We start from the raw sequence: 16,824 nt of genomic DNA, 5'->3' as shown, positions 1-16,824 counted from the left end.
TGGGGGTATTCTGCTCTGTTTTTTTGAATAACCCTGGAGTTTCGTTCCCATGTCTGTAAGGAGTTTGCCTTGGGCCAATCAGAATGCATTTCATGGTTAACATGTACTACCTGGCTAAGTAACTTTCTGAATCGTAGAGGGTTGAGATATCCGGATGGCCGACCACTATATCAATATCATGCGACCAGCGATGAGTACAATAATCTAACACAGCTACTTCGTGCGATTGGCCAATCACAAAGTAATGTCGATGATAAAGGTTATGCTGCCTGTTTTGTGCTTTTTTGCTCTGAATGGTATCGCAGAGATTATGAACGCCCTTTTGGATGGACGTGGGAACCGATTTATAAAACCTTGGGAACTTCATTAACGACTAATGGGTTAAGGAATACTATCCCTAAAGGAATGGAAGGCTACTGGATGCGTCCAATTCGATTTTATGAATCGGAGCGGCGCAATTTCCTCGGGACATTGTTCAGTGAGGGAGGACTACCATTCCGCTTGCTTAAAGAATCGGACAGCCACTTTCAGAGCGTATTCTCCCGAATACTCAGTCAATATGAACAGGCACAACTGGCTGGTTTTTCCATACTCTCGCTGGTAGGGGCAATCGTAGAAAAGTCAGCATTGCCAACTGTTTTCAGTGAAGATACATCTGTAGAACTGATCAGCCATATAGCAGAAAAACTTAGTTCCTTGGTAATAATGTACAACCTGAGCAATCATAGCGAACCGGTTACGCAGCTTGATATGGCTCATCCCAGGTGGCGAGATGAGTTCCCCGTGCCGCTGGATGATGAAACAGGCACCCGCTTTCTTAATGGATTGTTATGTACAGCTTCAATAGAATCAAAACCCCGCGTCAAAAAAAATAATAGTTCTGGTTGCCAATTCTATTGGTCGGAAAATAATCCGGATCAAATACGAGCGGTAGTTTCGCTGCCAGATGAACTTTCTTTCCCGATCAATATCCCTCCCTCCACGACGCGTTTTGAAGTTGCTATCTATGAGGATAATGATGAAGTTGTCAATCTTGGTCCAGCCTATGCCTCCCTGGAAAATGCGCATGCCAGGGTTCGCCTACGTAAATGTGAATCAACATTTATCAGACTGGCACCTTCTGCAAGTTTATCGGTGGTTGTGCGTGCAGGAGGGATGATTATTGGTGCAATAAAGCTGGACAATAGTGAAATTGCTGTTGGTGAGGTACCACTTACATTTGTTGCTGATGAGAACCGCTGGTTATTACAAGGACAAGCTTCTTGCAGTGTAAGTGACAGCGACATTCTTATTGTTTTACCTCGGGAAGAAATTACTCTTACAGGATACGAAGCTTCTCCGGGTTCAGTTCCAATACTAGGACTCGAAACACTTAGCGTAAAAGGGCGACAAGATGTAATTATTATTGGAAATGAAACATATCGAATTCGCACCGGAAGAGACTTATCTAACCCGGGAGGTTTTGATTTTTATGGTAAACGCGTGGCCTGGAATTGCCATCCTGATAAAACATTTCTTGGTGTACCTAAAGTTACAGCGAAAAATCTGGACATTGAAAACATACAATTAAAACGTTATCTGAGTGGCATGTCTTTAGATAAATGTCAGGTACAAGAGATGATGGGAACGCAATATATCTCCATCAGAAACATGGACAATGAAACGCTACTTCGCCGAAAAATAGGGATATTACCTGCGGATTTTAACGTTGAAATAAAAGGCGGAGATAAAGCTAATGAAGGTTCCATTATCATCTCAACACAGCATCCCTGCATATCTGTCTTAAAAAATAAAACACTGGAAGTTTCGCGCAAACGATCGATAGGGCATACCGAAATTTCACTCAAAGCAGAAGGTAAGCCTCCTGCATTTGTTTCTCTACAGATTTATCCAAATTTGGGAGCAGATCCTGTAGAAATAATTTTACCTTTCCCAGCGAAAGGCTGTCTGGCATTTGATGCAAATGGATGTCTGCTGGATAAAAATATCACTTTAAATGACTTACTTGGTTCCAGAGCCTATCTATTTGGGAAAAATGGCGAACCGACACGTTTTTCACTGGAACTGCACTTACGCTCAAGTGGATTGCAAGCATGGCATGAATGGTTCTATACACCGGCAGAACGCCCTATTGAACTTAATTTATATAGCCTTAGAGAAAATATTGAAAATTTGCTTTCTCTTGAGTCGGGAATTGACCAGGTTGTTGAAATGCGAATCAAAGGCGCTGGCGTTGTAATGAACTGGCTGATTCGACGCTACAAATACAGCATGCGTTATGATTATGAAAGAGAGCTTCTGATAAGCCATTCAACCCAACATCGTGCCGGACAAACACCTTCTCCTGTAATCATGTTATTGAGCGAGCCGGAGAGGAAAGCCAACCCGTTATCCTCAAGAATGAGTGAAGGTGTGGCCGTTGGTGAATACGAGTTGAGTAATATTGTAAACAAAAACGGTCCATGGTTAGTTCTTCCTAAACCAGGCGAAGAAATGGCGTTCCGCCCTTACTTCATTCGTGGCGAGCCTTCTTTGCCTGTGGATGAATCTAGCATCCGCTCACTACAGAAGGCCACCCAACTTTTTAACCCCCAATCGGAAGTTAATGCCATAACGCAGGTACTTGAACAGATGGCTAACGATCCAGCCCATTCAGGTTGGCAGTTTATGCGCAGTCTTTACGATCAATTTGGTTATCTACCGCTGGCAACTTTTGAAGTTTGGCGAGCACTGGTAAAGCACCCGCGAGCGCTGGCGATGTCTCTCTTCAAATTTGAAATGTTAGCTGAGTATCTAAACCGCATAGAGAATGAATTCCCTATTTTATGGGAGTTCTTCCCTATTTTTGAAATCATAGATGCAGCCAAGCGTTTTAAACAGTTTCTAGGCCAAAAAGGCGCGCCGGAAGAAACTCAGAACATACTCGTCAACAATATGTATCAGCGATTAGGGATTGTATTCCCAACGTATGCCGACGAAATTGAAAAATGGTTAAGTTATGGAAAGCTTCCCCCGCCTATTCCTGATTTTTTTGTCCGTGAGTGGTATCAGGAGCTTTTACGTGAGCACAGTGAAGCTCGTTGGCCAGAGTACGGTTCCAGGCGTTTGCATAGCTGGATGATGTCACAAAAAAATTCAGTAATCAGCATTAATCCTGACGCAGATTATCGCTACTCTGTTTCGTGGTTACCTGTCTTTGCGGCTTCTGTCGCAAGCGGTAAAACTAGTTTTGATTCTGTATTTGATCGTAAACCTGGCGCCGTTTTTTTTCTGAGACAGGTCAGGGACTTTGATTCACGCTGGTTCAAGGCCATCTTTCAATGCAGCCTTCTGCGTTATATTTCCGAAGAATAAAAAGGAATAAGAATGACTACACGCTATTTTTCTTCACTTATTGAACAATCTTTATCTCGTTCGACCGAGGCAACGCTGAGTATTATGGGGGTCACCAACCCGCAGTTACGCGAGCATCTCGCGCAACAAATGGGTGCCGATTGTGGAAAATCAGGTTCATTTCTTGCTTCACCGGTATTCCAGCAAATGTTTGGCTGGAAAGAGTCAAACAACACCATGCGTAGCCTGACGGAAGGCAATGCATTGCTCAGTAAAGCTGTGGTTGATTCACTGGATGATCAGAACAATGGACGCTACCGTTTTGGTGCTGACTGGAAACCCTTTACTCACCAGCTAGCAAGCTGGAAGGCTCTGCTGGAAAAAAAACATTCAGTGGTAGTGACCAGTGGTACGGGTTCAGGCAAAACAGAATGTTTTATGGTGCCGGTGCTGGAGGATCTCTACCGGGAACTTCATGAAAATGATAATAATCCGCTGGTCGGTGTCAGAGCCCTTTTCCTCTATCCACTTAACGCCTTAATTAATTCTCAACGTGAGCGCCTGGATGCCTGGACACGTGGTTTTGGTACCGGGATCCGATACTGCCTTTACAACGGTAATACTGAAAATCTACATGCATCGGTAAAAAGCGAGCAGGCAAAAAGGCCGAATGAGGTGCTATCGCGCGAAAAGATGCGTGAAGAACCCGCTCCGATTCTGGTGACCAACGGCACGATGCTGGAATATATGATGGTCCGCCAGATCGACGCTCCAATTATCCACCAATCTAAATCACAAAAATCATTACGCTGGATCGTATTGGATGAAGCGCATACCTACGTTGGTTCACAGGCTGCTGAACTCGCGCTGCAGTTACGTCGTGTAATGACTGCCTTTGGCGTAACACCAGATGATGTTCGCTTTGTAGCAACCTCCGCGACCATTGCCGGAAGCGACGCCGAAAAGCAGTTAAAAAAATTCCTCTCTGAATTATCCGGTATACCGCAAGAACGCATTGACGTACTGGATGGAAGCCGGGTTATTCCGGAATTGGAACCATGCAAACACTTTTTTATTCCGTTAGAAGAAATTGAGCAAATCCCTGATACAGATATGAAGGGCGTAAGCCCAGAGCGCTTTGATGCACTTACGCATTCACCTGAGGCGCATTACTTACGTGACATGTTAGTCACTCAGCCGAATCCAATGAAACTCGATGAGATGACACAAAGGTTAAATTTGCTGACTAAACAGAGTTATAGCCAGCAGGCCGTACTGCGCTGGATCGATGTCTGCTCTGGTACACAACCTAATAGTAAGGATCCGGCATTTCTTAAGGTCAGGGCACATATATTCCAACGCAATACCCAGGGGGTGTGGGCCTGTGTTGATAAAGAATGCAGATTAAAACACGGTACACCGCTGGAAAAGGGTTGGCCTTTTGGCTATGTGTATGTGAACAAACGCCAAAATTGCGATTGTGGAAGCCCGGTTTACGAGCTGGCATTCTGTAATGAATGTAATGAGCCACATCTACTGGCGCAGGACAAAAACGGCAAACTTGTTCAATGGGGAAATAAAGGCGGTGATGAGTTCTCCTTGCAGGATGATGTGCATATTGAACATGACGCCGCAGAAGAAAAAGTTGATAAAGAGGATCGTTTTCAGCCCCCGCTCATTATTGCCGCAGAAAAGACCAGTGAGGCGGGTTATACCCTACAGCGTCTGGACCGTCAGACGCGTCGTATTGGTGTTATTAACAATGACAGCATCCCGCTGGTTATTAATGATAATGAACAAATTTGTAGCGCCAGTAGTTGTGGCTACAAAGGCACGAGCGGAAAACAACCGTTTCGCCGCGCCTTGTTAGGTGGACCATTTTACGTTACCAACATTGTGCCAACAGTTCTGGAATATTGTCAGGACTTTGTCAGTGAAGAAGGAAAAGAGGGCGTCGGACCTGATTCGTTACCGGGTCGGGGCCGTCGACTTATTACCTTTACCGACAGCCGGCAAGGAACGGCCCGAATGGCAGTGCGCATGCAACAAGAAGCAGAACGCAGCCGCTTACGCGGTAGCGTGGTGGAAATCCTGAGCTGGCACCAACGAACACAGACTTCTACAACACCGAATGCCGATGTAGATCTGGACAAGTTAGTTACGAGGGCAAAACAGGCCCGCAAAGAGGTGGATGAATACAGAAGCTGGGGAATGCCGGAACAAGCGAAACTGGCAGAAGCGCAAGCTAAGCAGCTTGAACAGGCAATCCAGGCTGCCACTGGTGGCAAAGCTGCAGCTATTCTGGTTTCGCGAACCTGGACTGAAATAACCAATGAGCTTAAAGAGAAAGCCGATATTCGCGGACCTATACTGCAATATAACCACTATCTGAAGCCTGAAATCTTCAATGAAAATGGTGGGCCGTTGAAGCTTTCGGAAATGTTGCTTTTCCGTGAATTTATGCGCCGTCCCAAACGAACTAATAGCCTGGAAACGCAAGGGCTGGTCCGGGTTGGTTATCAGGGGCTGGAGAAAATACATAAGGTCCCGGTGCACTGGCAGGAAAAAGGACTGACACTGGATGACTGGCTGGATTTTCTTAAGGTTACGCTAGATCTGTATGTTCGTGAAAGTAACTTCACGCAACTGGACGATGAGTTGAAAAACTGGATTGGTAGCCGTTTTTCATCCAAATTCGTCCGTAACCCGGAAACAAAAGATCCTGAAGATAATCAGAATAAACGCTGGCCACAAATTCGTAATGGTAATATCTCCCATCGTTTAGTGAAGTTATTAATGCTTGGCGCAGGATTCAAAACCGCAAATGCGGCAACGATTGATATTATCAATACATGGCTGAAAGAGGCATGGATCCAGTTAACCGGGCCACTTGCAGTACTGAAGCCTGATGGTAACCGTTTTTATTTACCGAAAGAGCATTTGACTTTTTCTTTAATTAAAGAAGGATGGATTTGTCCGGTTACCAATAAAATTCTGGATACCGCGTTTAAAGGTTTAACTCCTTATCTGCCCACCCACATTTTGTTTGAGCATCTTACCCAGACGCAATATGACGATTTTGTCGCACAGAAGGTCACCATGCCGGAAATCTGGAAACTGGATCGTTCGCAGGAAGACTATGCACCAGGTCTGGCGAAGGTGCGTGACTGGGTCAGTAAAGAACCTCTGATCGCACAATTACGTTCGGAAAACGTCTGGACGGATATTAACGATCGTATCGTTGAAGGTGGCTTTTACTACCGCACTGCCGAACACTCTGCCCAGCAATCGTCAGAACGTCTGCAAAGCTACGAAAAGATGTTCAAGAACGGGCAGCTAAATGTTCTCAACTGTTCCACCACCATGGAAATGGGGGTTGATATCGGCGGCATTACCGCCGTGGTGATGAACAACGTACCGCCGCATCCGGCAAACTATTTACAGCGCGCCGGACGAGCCGGACGTAGTAAGGAAGCACGCGCAATCTCTTACACTCTGTGTAAAGGTAATCCGCACGACCAGCAGGTTTTTGCCAACCCGTTATGGCCGTTTGAAACCATGATCCCAGCACCAATGGTTGCGATGAACTCCGCCCGACTGGTACAACGACATATTAACGCGTTATTGCTGTCCGACTTTTTATGTAACGTTATTGGCGAAACCGACAAAGAAAAAACCAGCCTCGATAGCATGTGGTTTTTCGGTGAAGATGACGGCCATTCAATATGTGAACGCTTTAAAGTCTGGCTTGCACGCCCCGACCTTGATATCGATCCTGCGCTGGAGCGTCTGGTAAAAGGTACGGCTTCGCATGGTGCGAGGCCCGATCTACTGCGGGAAAAAACAATCAACGCAATTACTTTACTGCAAAAGCGTTGGCTTTCAGTTTATCGCGATCTTGTGGCCCAGGAGCGCGAATCGCAACCGCAAACGCCTTATCGCAAGCGCATAGAACTGGAGAAAAAACGGCACTGTGGCGAGTATCTGCTGCGCGATCTGGCAGCCAGAACCTTCCTGCCTGGATACGGCTTCCCGACAGACGTGGTGACATTTGATAACTTCACCATGGAAGACTATGTCCGCGAAAAGTCGCGTAAAAGCCGAGATAAAAAAGATCGCGAAGATAACGTTTCACGCTATAAAGGGCTGCCCTCCCGTAACCTTGGCGTCGCTATTCGGGAATACGCGCCTGGTGCAGAAATTATTCTTGATGGCCGGGTCTTCCGTTCAGCTGGCGTCTCACTGCACTGGCACAATATTAATGCCGATACAAATGAAGCCCAGCGTCTGGATTGTGCCTGGCGCTGTCACAAATGTGGGACTATCGGCTACGAAGAAGGGATGATTAGTTCCGGGACACTCTTTTGCACTAATAGCGCATGTGGTGAAAAGGTCATCATGAATAATCGCCGTCAGGTGCTTCAGCCCGCCGGATTTGTTACCGATGCGCATGCGCCGGTGACCAACAATATTGAAACCATGAAATTCATTCCGGTTGTCCCTGCGTGGGTGTTTGTTAAAGCAGAACCCGTGCCGTTGCCTAATCCGATAATGGGATATATGGCATCTGGTTCTGATGGGCACGTTTTTCAGCAAAGCCTTGGGATAGGAGGCCATGGTTACGCATTATGTCTGAGCTGTGGTCGCGCAGAGTCAATGCTGAATGACAACGACGCACCGAAAAGTATGGAAGCTCACTATCCACCTCGTCCGGGAAAAGCGGATCGCGATAGCCAGAATCAGCGCATTATTTGCTCAGGATCGACGGCGCTCATGAAGAACGTCACGCTAGGTGCCCTGGCGCGTACGGATGTTTTTGAAATAGTTATTCGTAAGCCACAAAACGGCGAATATCTGCCAGATAATAGTGAAGAAGGTCGCATTATTGCCATGACTCTGGCGGTCGCGCTGCGGCAGGCGCTAGCGGCTATGTTAGGTATTTCCGCAGCAGAACTGGGCTACAGCGTGCGGCCGGTCAGACTGGAAGATGGGCAATCGGTATTAGCCGTCCAGCTTTACGATGTAATCAGTGGTGGCGCAGGTTTTGCCTCCAGCGCGCCGATGCACATTGAGGCCATTCTTCAGGGAATGGTGAAACAGTTGGGTTGTCGCCACTGTGATACGGCATGCAGTGAGTGCCTACTCGACTCGCAGACTCGCCACGATCACGATTTGCTGGATCGCAAAGCGGCGAAGGCATGGCTTGGAGATGATTTCTCTTACTACATCGGTTTGCCGGCTGAAGAGACATTCTCGTTACCGGATGCATGCTACTGCCCTGGAGCCATTGGCGATACGATTCGTCGGGCAATCAACGAAGGTGCTGAAAAGCTCACGCTGTGGATGAGCGGTGCATTCAATGAGTGGGATTTATATGCCCGTCAGTTCCGTGCGGCAATCCAGAATTATCGGGTGAAAGACAACGTCGCGGTTGAGCTTGTCATCCCCGATGGCATGGATGACAAGGAGCTGCTGCATGAACTTTCACAGTTTACTGCGCTGGGTGTGCGGCTGTGCTATATCGAACAGAAACCAGAGTTGCCGATTGTTGCACAAATCGCCTTTGCCGATCGTGTAATGACGCTGGCTTCGCGCAGCCAACAGGCGACAATTCCTGGACCGGGTTGGCACCAAAATGACGAACTGGTAGTCCTTAGTCTTAGTTATAAGCCGGTCGCTCTGAACGACTTTCTTCTGCCAGGAAAAACAGCGAACTATGTTGAGCGTGTAAAAGACATAGAGATTCACAAACAGTTGAATGGCCCGCTTTCGCAATTCGGACAGCGCTTCTGGGATGTGCTGTGTAATAGCCATGAAGAAGCGCAGTCGCTGATGAAAAACAAGCAAATCACCCGTGTTCACTATACCGATCGCTATTTGCAAAATCCGGTTGCGCTGGCGCTACTAGGGGCGTTACTGAAACCCCTAAAATCAAAGCTAACCGATGACGCGGAGCTGGAGCTTGATACGCTGTTTAAGCCCAAAGATCGCCCCGGCAACCGGCCGTTCCATGACTGGATGAGCGAAGCGGATTTTCATGATTTTGCTGACCAGTGGTTTGCAGCAGCAATGGGCAGAGCGGTAGAACTAACGGTTTTCGATTCGCCGCGCGAGATTCCCCATCATCGTAAGCTGACAGTAACCTTTGAAGAGGGACAGGAACTGAAGATTCGTTTTGATCAGGGAATGGGCTACTGGCGCATTAACTTTGCATCAAAGTGGTATAACTTTGACTTCAACGATAGTGTTTCTTTCCAGTTAGGCAATATGGCGCTGGCCTGCAAAGAGGGAAATGTGGCCAACAGTGAAGAAAGCTGGGCAACTGATGTGCTGGTGGAAGTGATCGCGTCCTGATAGTTAACCGCTCCCGAAGCGATGTCGGGAGCGGTTTTACACTCAGACAACTTTCTGTTTACCGGCAATAACCTGAATAAACGCCTGAACCTGTTTTTGTTTCCGCGCCGACAGCTTGCATACCTGGCGCAGCGACTGCATCAGTTCGCTCTCCTGCCGGGCGGTGAGAACAATACAACCTTCCATTACCTTAACATCTACTGCTGTGCCAGTGGCAAAACCGGCAGCTTCCAGCCATTGTCCTTTCATGGTGATGGCGGGTATCCGGCTGTAATCCGGATAGCGGCTTGCATAGCTAACGGTTAATTTCCGGTTATTTGCAGGAGAGACTTCTGGTTCAGTCGGTTGTGCAATAGAATGGGCGTCAGTCATGATTACTATTCCCTATAAATAGTGATTGTGATTAGCGGCGCGGGTGTGTTGGCGCACATCCGTGCCGCGCTAAATACCTGTATATATCATCAGGAAAGAGAAGAAAAGTCCAGCTTAAAACAGAGTTAAATAAGTAAGTTATAAAATCATTTTATTATAAAGCGTAAGTTTTATCTGGCGGGAAATAATAAGAAGCGCACCAGCAAGGTGCGCAAAGAAATAAGAATCAGGATTTTTTACGTGAGGCTTTTTTACCGGAGCTAGCTGCCCGCTCGGCTTTAATTTTCTCCAGTAATGCAGCAGCACTGTTTTCACCGCTGATTAGTTCCGGGTTTTCTGCCCGCCACTGGGCGGTGAGTTCACCACGGAATGCTTTCGCCAGGATAGATTGAGTGAGGTTGTTGACGCGGGCCAGCGCATTGTTGACCTGTTTTTCAATGGTGTCGGCGTAGGCGAAGAGTTGTTCTACGCGGCGGACGATTTCGCGTTGTTCCGAGAGAGGTGGAATGTGGCAATTAAAATTGAGTATCTGTTTTCCGCTAATATGTGGAATGTCGCTCCCTGTTTGATTTGGCTGAATATAGTTGATGAACGCTAGGTCTTTTAATAATAAATAAAGATAATCTGGAAGGAGACCATTAAACTCTTTAAACCTAGCAACGCGCTGAACCAAAACACAGGGTATATCATTTTTTTTAGCTCTGGCTAGCTTCAAGCCTGAGGATATTATTGGACGATCCATCGCCAAAATAATATCATCCTCATTGATAAATAAATGAGAAAATCTTTGAAGCTTCTCTAAAGGAAATCTCTTCGTTTCGTCCCATCGCAATGAGCCTGGCTCAATGTTTTGCCCACGAAGCAAAGGAATACCAACTTCACTGAACTCAGAGCTTTTAAATGCATTACCAATGTCAATAGATACAAATGAGCCCAGTGTTGCAGTTTTTTTTTCACAAGATTCATTAATCATTTTTCCATTCAGCGCGGAAGCTAGCACCGCCTGACGAAAACGTTTCAGGATTTTTGGGATTTGCTCAAGACGTGCTTTGGTGGTGTCTACTTGCGCCAGCAGTGTATCGAGTTTTTCAGCGATGATTTTTTGCTCTGCAAGAGGAGGAAGAAAAAAATAAATATTTTCTATATCACCTTTCCTGATTGAAGGTATAGTAGTAGATCTAACCTGCTGTGAAAGGTCTATGGTATTCATAAAATGGAATACAAATTTATCCATCTCATGCACAGTTGCACTGATAGCCATTACATTATTATCGACTAAACCAGGCTTTTGAACTATTGCCCGTCTATTTAATTTTACAGCCTCACCTATCTTGGCAAAAACGGTAGTTCCTGGACGGAAAATCTTTCCTTTGAGTTCCATGACTTCTTCAGTTGATATGTAATGTCCTGCATCATTCAAATTTCCTTTTCTTTTAGCTACTGCTAATGATATATCTCTCACTTTAAATACAGGATAGTCACCGCTGCTTTTCCCTTGGTATTGTATTGGGAAACCTATTCCGCTATTAACATCAACAATTTCTCCCAAGTTAGAACTAATCCACCCCTCTGGCAATTTCCCCACACTCATTCCTTCACCTCACCAAACGCTTCTTCCAGCAACTGACGCTGCGCATCGGCTTCATCGCTCGCACCCAGTTCACGCATCAACGCATCCAGTTCGCCCATCGCCTGTACCAGTTCGCCCATCGCTTCTGCCGCTAAAATATCCGGCTCCGGCAGGTTGTCGGCATCAATGCTGTCTTTATCTTTCAGCCAGGAGATATCCAGCGAATCGGATTTCGCCGTGCGGATCCACTCGCGGCTGAATTTGCGCCAGCGGCTGGTAGCCAGATGCTGATCGGTGTTTTTGTTCTCTTCGCTATCAGCAATTTCCGCCTCTTCAGCGTTAAAACTCCACTCACCTTCGCTACGCGGGCTTAAGCCGTGCGGGTCTTCACCATATACGCGCTCGAACGGCTGTAAATGATCGTCGGTAAACGGCGTGCGTTTGCCGAAACTCGGTATATTGGTTCGCAGATCGTACACCCACACGTCATCGGTACAGTTCTTATCCTGTGTCGGCTTCGCCACGGTGCCTTTGGTGAAAAAGAGCACGTTAGTCTTCACGCCCTGGGCATAAAAAATACCGGTCGGCAGGCGCAGAATGGTATGCAGATGGCACTTATCCATCAGGTCACGACGTATCTCGGTACCTTTGCCGCCTTCGAATAAAACGTTATCCGGCACCACTACCGCCGCACGTCCGCCGGGGAGCAGGGTTTCAACAATATGCTGCATAAAGCAGAGCTGTTTGTTGCTGGTCGGGTGAACGAAGGTACGGGTGATGTTAGTCCCCGCCGCGCTGCCAAACGGTGGGTTGGTGGCGACCACATGCGCCATCGGTAATGTTTCGCCATCGCTACCCAGCGTGTTACCCAGACGGATCGCGCCACCGTGGTCGAGGTTCCCTTCAATGTCGTGCAGCAGGCAGTTCATCAGCGCCAGGCGACGGGTGCCGGGTACCAGTTCCAGGCCGATAAACGCACGGTGGATCTGGAAATCCTGCGTGTCGTTATCAAGGTCATCCAGATCGTTGGTCTGCGATTTAACGTAGCGGTCGGCTTCAATCAGAAAGCCCGCCGTACCCGCTGCCGGATCCTGTACTACCTCACGCGGCTGCGGTTTCAGCAGGTGGATAATGGTTTTGATCAGCGGACGCGGGGTGAAGTACTGACCGGCACCAGACTTGGTTTCGTTCGCATTCTTCTGCAACAGCCCTTCGTACATATCACCGAAGTCATCGCGGGATTTGCCGTGCGTGCCGTTGTACCAGTCCAGCGAATCCATGTTGCTGACCAGCTCGGTCAACTGTTTGGGCTGGGTGATCGTGGTGTTGACGTTCTGGAATACCGCCTGCACCAGTTTCTGGTTATCGGCACCCAGATGTACCAGCAGGTTGCGATAGAACTGCAGCTGATCCTGGCCGATACGGGATTTCAGATCATCCCAGCGATAGCCTTCCGGCAGGTAGTCTGCTTCCTGGCCGGTCTCTTTACACATTTTCAAAAACAGCAGCGAGGCGAGTTCGTTAACGTAGTTTTGATAGGAGACGCCGCCATCGCGCAGGTTGTCGCACAGCTTCCACAGCTTCGCGACCAGATCGTTATTGTTCATAGAGTATTCCGTAAATAAACAGCGGCCCTATTCAGGGCCGCAGAAGAAGACATTGCCGGGGATGATAACGCGTTAAGCTGGCTCGTCCCAGATGTAATCGCTGAACTTATCGAGCAGATTGTCGAGATCATCATCGAAGGTTTTTTGCAGCATTGTCTTGCCGCCACGACGATGAAAATTGCCCGTTTTGAAGACGTCGTCGTCAAGCACCACCTTCTCTTTCAGTGCAGTAGCCAAACGATCGAGCCAGGTCAGTTGCTCACTGTTCCAGTCGTTTTCGCCTTTGATGCGCTCAAGCGCATGATCGACACGCTCATCGAACGGCTTCAGCGCATCACCTACCGCCGCACGGCGTATGTGACCAATTAATCGGGCGGCGATATCCTGATTGCGCGTCTCTTTCCACGCTTTGCGCAGGGTAGATTCCTCGAAGTGCTGGCGATCAAACCATTCCTGCAGTTCGACCAGCCCTTTGCGGGTGAGGTCTCGTGGACGATTGATCACCGCCTGTAAGGCTGGCTGCGCATTCGGAGAACGTTGCACCAGCGAATCAAAGGCTTCGAGAAAATCCTGCGGCGTATCGTAATCGCCATAGAGCGATTTTACGCTCACCACTTCATCGTCAATATCGAGGAAGATTGGCGCATCATTCAGGTTGTTGATGTCGGCTTTCAGCTTCTCCAGACGGGAAATAAAGCCTGGCAGTTTGTTGAAGACTTCGGCACTCCAGTGCGCTCCTTTATCCCGCAGGCATGAGGCAAAGCCATTAAAGTTAACGCCTGCCGCGTCCTGGCATAGCTCATCCAGACGACGCACCTGCTTATCTACTGTTTCGCTGCGGTCACGGTTAAACGTGGCAAGGCCGATAATACGCTGGAGCTTGGCCACCAGCTGTTCATGGCTGTGCTCAGCAAAGCTGCGGCCATCCGCCTCAATGGTTTTGTAGGTCTCGGAATCGGTGATTTCATTGACCAGCGTTTGCAGTTCGACCTGAGGACGGACAACCACCGGGCGCATGGTATCGACACTTTCCAGCGAGCTATAGATATCGACACAGTCGAAAATCTTAAAGCTGGTTTTCGCCACCGCCGGACACAGACGCGTCGCACGGCCTTTCATCTGCTCGTACAAAATGCGGCTGCGTACCTTACGCAGGAAAACGATATTACAGATCGATGGAATATCGACGCCGGTGGTCAGCAGATCGACGGTCACGACAATATTGGGCAGCCGCTCTTTGTTAAAGCGGGTGATCATGGTCTGCACTTTACGCGCGTCTTTATCAGCATCGCCGGTAATCTTGATAATTGCGTCGTGTTCCAGCTGCGGATACTTTTTCTTAAATGCGGTACGCAGCTCTTCCACCACCATATCGGCATGCGCATTGGTGACGCAGAACACCAGTGTTTTTTGTAGACCTGTGGGGTCGAGGTAGTTAGTGAGTTCGTTACAGACGGCGCGGTTAAACGCAGGAATAATCAGGTTGCGGTTAAAGTCGGCGACCTCAAAATCCTGTTCGTCTTCCAGGGTATCGTTAATCACTTCACCCTGCGAGCTGATGCGTTCTACCTGCTCACCCTGAGCAAGATAAACACCATCCTGTGCGTTGCGGGTCGTGATCTGAATCGGCGGATCCTGGTCGATCAGATAACCATCGATTACCGCAGTACGGTAGGTGTAGCGATAGACCGGATCACCGAAGATCTGCACCGTATGCAGAGCGGGCGTAGCGGTCAGCGCAACCTTGACTGCATCAAAATGGTCGAGGATACGGCGATAGGCAGAAACATAATCAAGCTGGCTGCGGAATTGTAACTCACCTTCGGTCTGCTCTTTATCGAGAATGTAGCCACGGTGTGCTTCGTCCACGACGATACAATCGTAACGGCCAACCGGCATCGGTTCATCCGATTGCAGGGTGCGTTTAACCAGCGACTGAACAGTGGCAACGTGAATTTTAGTGCTGTCTTCGGGGAATTTATCCGTCAGCCCTTTAATATCAAAGATGCTGTTAAAGGTGTCGCCGTTAATACGCGTATCGTCAAATGCACCAAGCGCCTGCTCACCGAGAGAACGGCGATCAACCAGGAAGAGAATGCGCTTAAAACGCTGAGACTGGATAAGGCGGAACATCAGGGCGATTGCGGTACGGGTTTTACCGGTACCGGTGGCCATCGCCAGCAGGATCTCTTGCTGTCCATTGACGATAGCATTTTCGACTGCCCGCACGGCATCTTCCTGATAGTAACGCAGGCCCAGCTCGCTCATCCCCGGATTATCAATAAACCACTGATTTTGTCTCTGCGGATCGCTGCCGAGCATGTCCAGCAGTTCTTCTGGACGATGCCACTCCGGCAATGCTTTGGACATATTAGTAGTATGACGGACGTCACGATACCAGATGCCGCTTTTGGTCTTCATTGCCGCGCGGTATTCGCGCCCGTTGGTGGAGTAGCAGAAGGGAATTTTAAAGCGCTGTTCGCCGCTGGTATCCTGCCAGCTGATTTCATACACCGGTACCGCTTCGTTCACGTCGTCGGGAGCGTACTCCTCCAGCAACGTATCGCGTAAGAATGCATTATCGAAGTATTTACTGTAGCGATAGGACTCATTGAGTCTGGCGGGAACGTCGATATTTTTACGCTTCGCTTCAATTACCGCGATAGGCTTGAGACCGACGAATAAAACATAGTCCGCAAAGCCCTGCTTACCCGTTTCATCTTTACCGGTGGGCCATTCAGCAATGGCTTTATTGACACCCGGCTCCGGGCGCGCGCCTTCAGAAAAGCGCAAAGCTTTGCTATCGGCCTGCCAGCCTGCTTTACGCAATTGTGCATCAATCAGGAAGCGGCTCTCTTCTTCACTGAGGTCAAGCGTACGCTTGATGGCCTGATCGGTGATCTCTTTTTGGTATGCCTTACGTTCCTGTTCGGTCTGTTTCGCCAGCTCCGCATTTTTCTCGGCTAACTGGGCTTCCAGCGCCGCAAGCCGTGCTCGCGTTTGTGCTTCGGTTTCCTGCTGCTTACCTTCCAGGATAGCGATATAGCCGTTAAGGCTAATCAGCTTCTGCTGCTGTAATTCCAGTTCTGACTGACTCTGCGCTTTTTCCCGTGCCTGCTGTTCAAGCTGCTGTTTCAGCGTCAGCACTTCCTGGTGATAAAGATTTTCGCCACGTTCCGGTAAAGCAAAAACAGGCACCGGAAAGTCATAATTTTTGGTGACCAGACGGTAGTACCAGACACCCAAACGGAAGCCGAGCCGCAGGCACATCTGGGCGTCATCAAGATCGTTATGGTATTCATGCACCGCCTGGTTACCAATACGGCGCAATTTGTGGAATACAGAAAGAATAGTGTCATCAACAAAGGCGATTTTGCCTAGCTCACGCAGAAGATCGTGCTGATTATCGCAAGGAGGAATGCCCAGAAGCAGACCAAGATGTTTGGCAGTCGCTTCGCCAAACATACGCATTTTTACCAGCGTGGTATTGGGATCATCTGGGTAATTGTTTTCCGCCGCGCAGGCGATAGCATAGGTGAAGTCGTTGATGCCTTTCAGGAACTCAAAATTGGATTTAGTCATCAGCAG

The 16,824-nt window shown here is 48.3% G+C and carries 6 protein-coding genes; 2 read left to right on the top strand and 4 right to left on the bottom strand.

Annotated features, from left to right (window positions below; translation table 11 throughout):
• Positions 1-69: 69 nt before the first annotated feature.
• Together ACX3P5_RS02210 and ACX3P5_RS02205 are read left to right on the top strand one after the other, a co-directional pair.
• Entirely contained in the window at positions 70-3,354 is a 3,285-nt protein-coding gene (locus ACX3P5_RS02210) for an STY4851/ECs_5259 family protein (RefSeq protein WP_458968235.1), read from the top strand.
• 12 nt (positions 3,355-3,366) lie between these two features.
• Complete coding sequence (locus tag ACX3P5_RS02205; RefSeq protein WP_458968234.1) at positions 3,367-9,687, top strand: DEAD/DEAH box helicase; 6,321 nt, start codon at positions 3,367-3,369, stop codon at positions 9,685-9,687.
• Between the two features lie 42 nt (positions 9,688-9,729).
• On the opposite strand, the gene symE is transcribed toward ACX3P5_RS02205, so the two are convergent.
• The 4 genes from symE to hsdR form a co-directional block, all read right to left on the bottom strand.
• Positions 9,730-10,059: an endoribonuclease SymE gene (symE, locus tag ACX3P5_RS02200; RefSeq protein WP_458968233.1), complete on the bottom strand. Its 330-nt coding sequence runs from the start codon at positions 10,057-10,059 to the stop codon at positions 9,730-9,732.
• A gap of 226 nt (positions 10,060-10,285) precedes the next feature.
• Positions 10,286-11,650: a restriction endonuclease subunit S gene (locus ACX3P5_RS02195; RefSeq protein WP_458968232.1), complete on the bottom strand. Its 1,365-nt coding sequence runs from the start codon at positions 11,648-11,650 to the stop codon at positions 10,286-10,288.
• Entirely contained in the window at positions 11,647-13,236 is a 1,590-nt protein-coding gene (locus tag ACX3P5_RS02190; protein ID WP_458968231.1) for an N-6 DNA methylase, read from the bottom strand. The genes ACX3P5_RS02195 and ACX3P5_RS02190 overlap by 4 nt, the downstream gene beginning before the upstream one ends.
• Positions 13,237-13,308: 72 nt before the next feature.
• Positions 13,309-16,818 (bottom strand): type I restriction-modification system endonuclease, encoded by a 3,510-nt coding sequence (hsdR, locus tag ACX3P5_RS02185; protein ID WP_458968230.1) that lies wholly within the window; start codon positions 16,816-16,818, stop codon positions 13,309-13,311.
• Between the last annotated feature and the right edge of the window lie 6 nt (positions 16,819-16,824).

The organism is Pantoea sp. S-LA4 (assembly GCF_054482835.1).
The sequence above is the reverse complement of the archived record's forward strand: the minus strand, read 5'-3'. Positions and strand labels throughout refer to the sequence as shown.

Excerpts from the sequence above, each read along its gene's own strand:
- ACX3P5_RS02205 (WP_458968234.1), top strand. The coding sequence starts at position 3,367 with ATGACTACACGCTATTTTTCTTCACTTATTGAACAATCTTTATCTCGT.
- symE (WP_458968233.1), bottom strand. The coding sequence starts at position 10,059 with ATGACTGACGCCCATTCTATTGCACAACCGACTGAACCAGAAGTCTCT.
- ACX3P5_RS02195 (WP_458968232.1), bottom strand. The coding sequence starts at position 11,650 with ATGAGTGTGGGGAAATTGCCAGAGGGGTGGATTAGTTCTAACTTGGGA.
- ACX3P5_RS02190 (WP_458968231.1), bottom strand. The coding sequence starts at position 13,236 with ATGAACAATAACGATCTGGTCGCGAAGCTGTGGAAGCTGTGCGACAAC.
- hsdR (WP_458968230.1), bottom strand. The coding sequence starts at position 16,818 with ATGACTAAATCCAATTTTGAGTTCCTGAAAGGCATCAACGACTTCACC.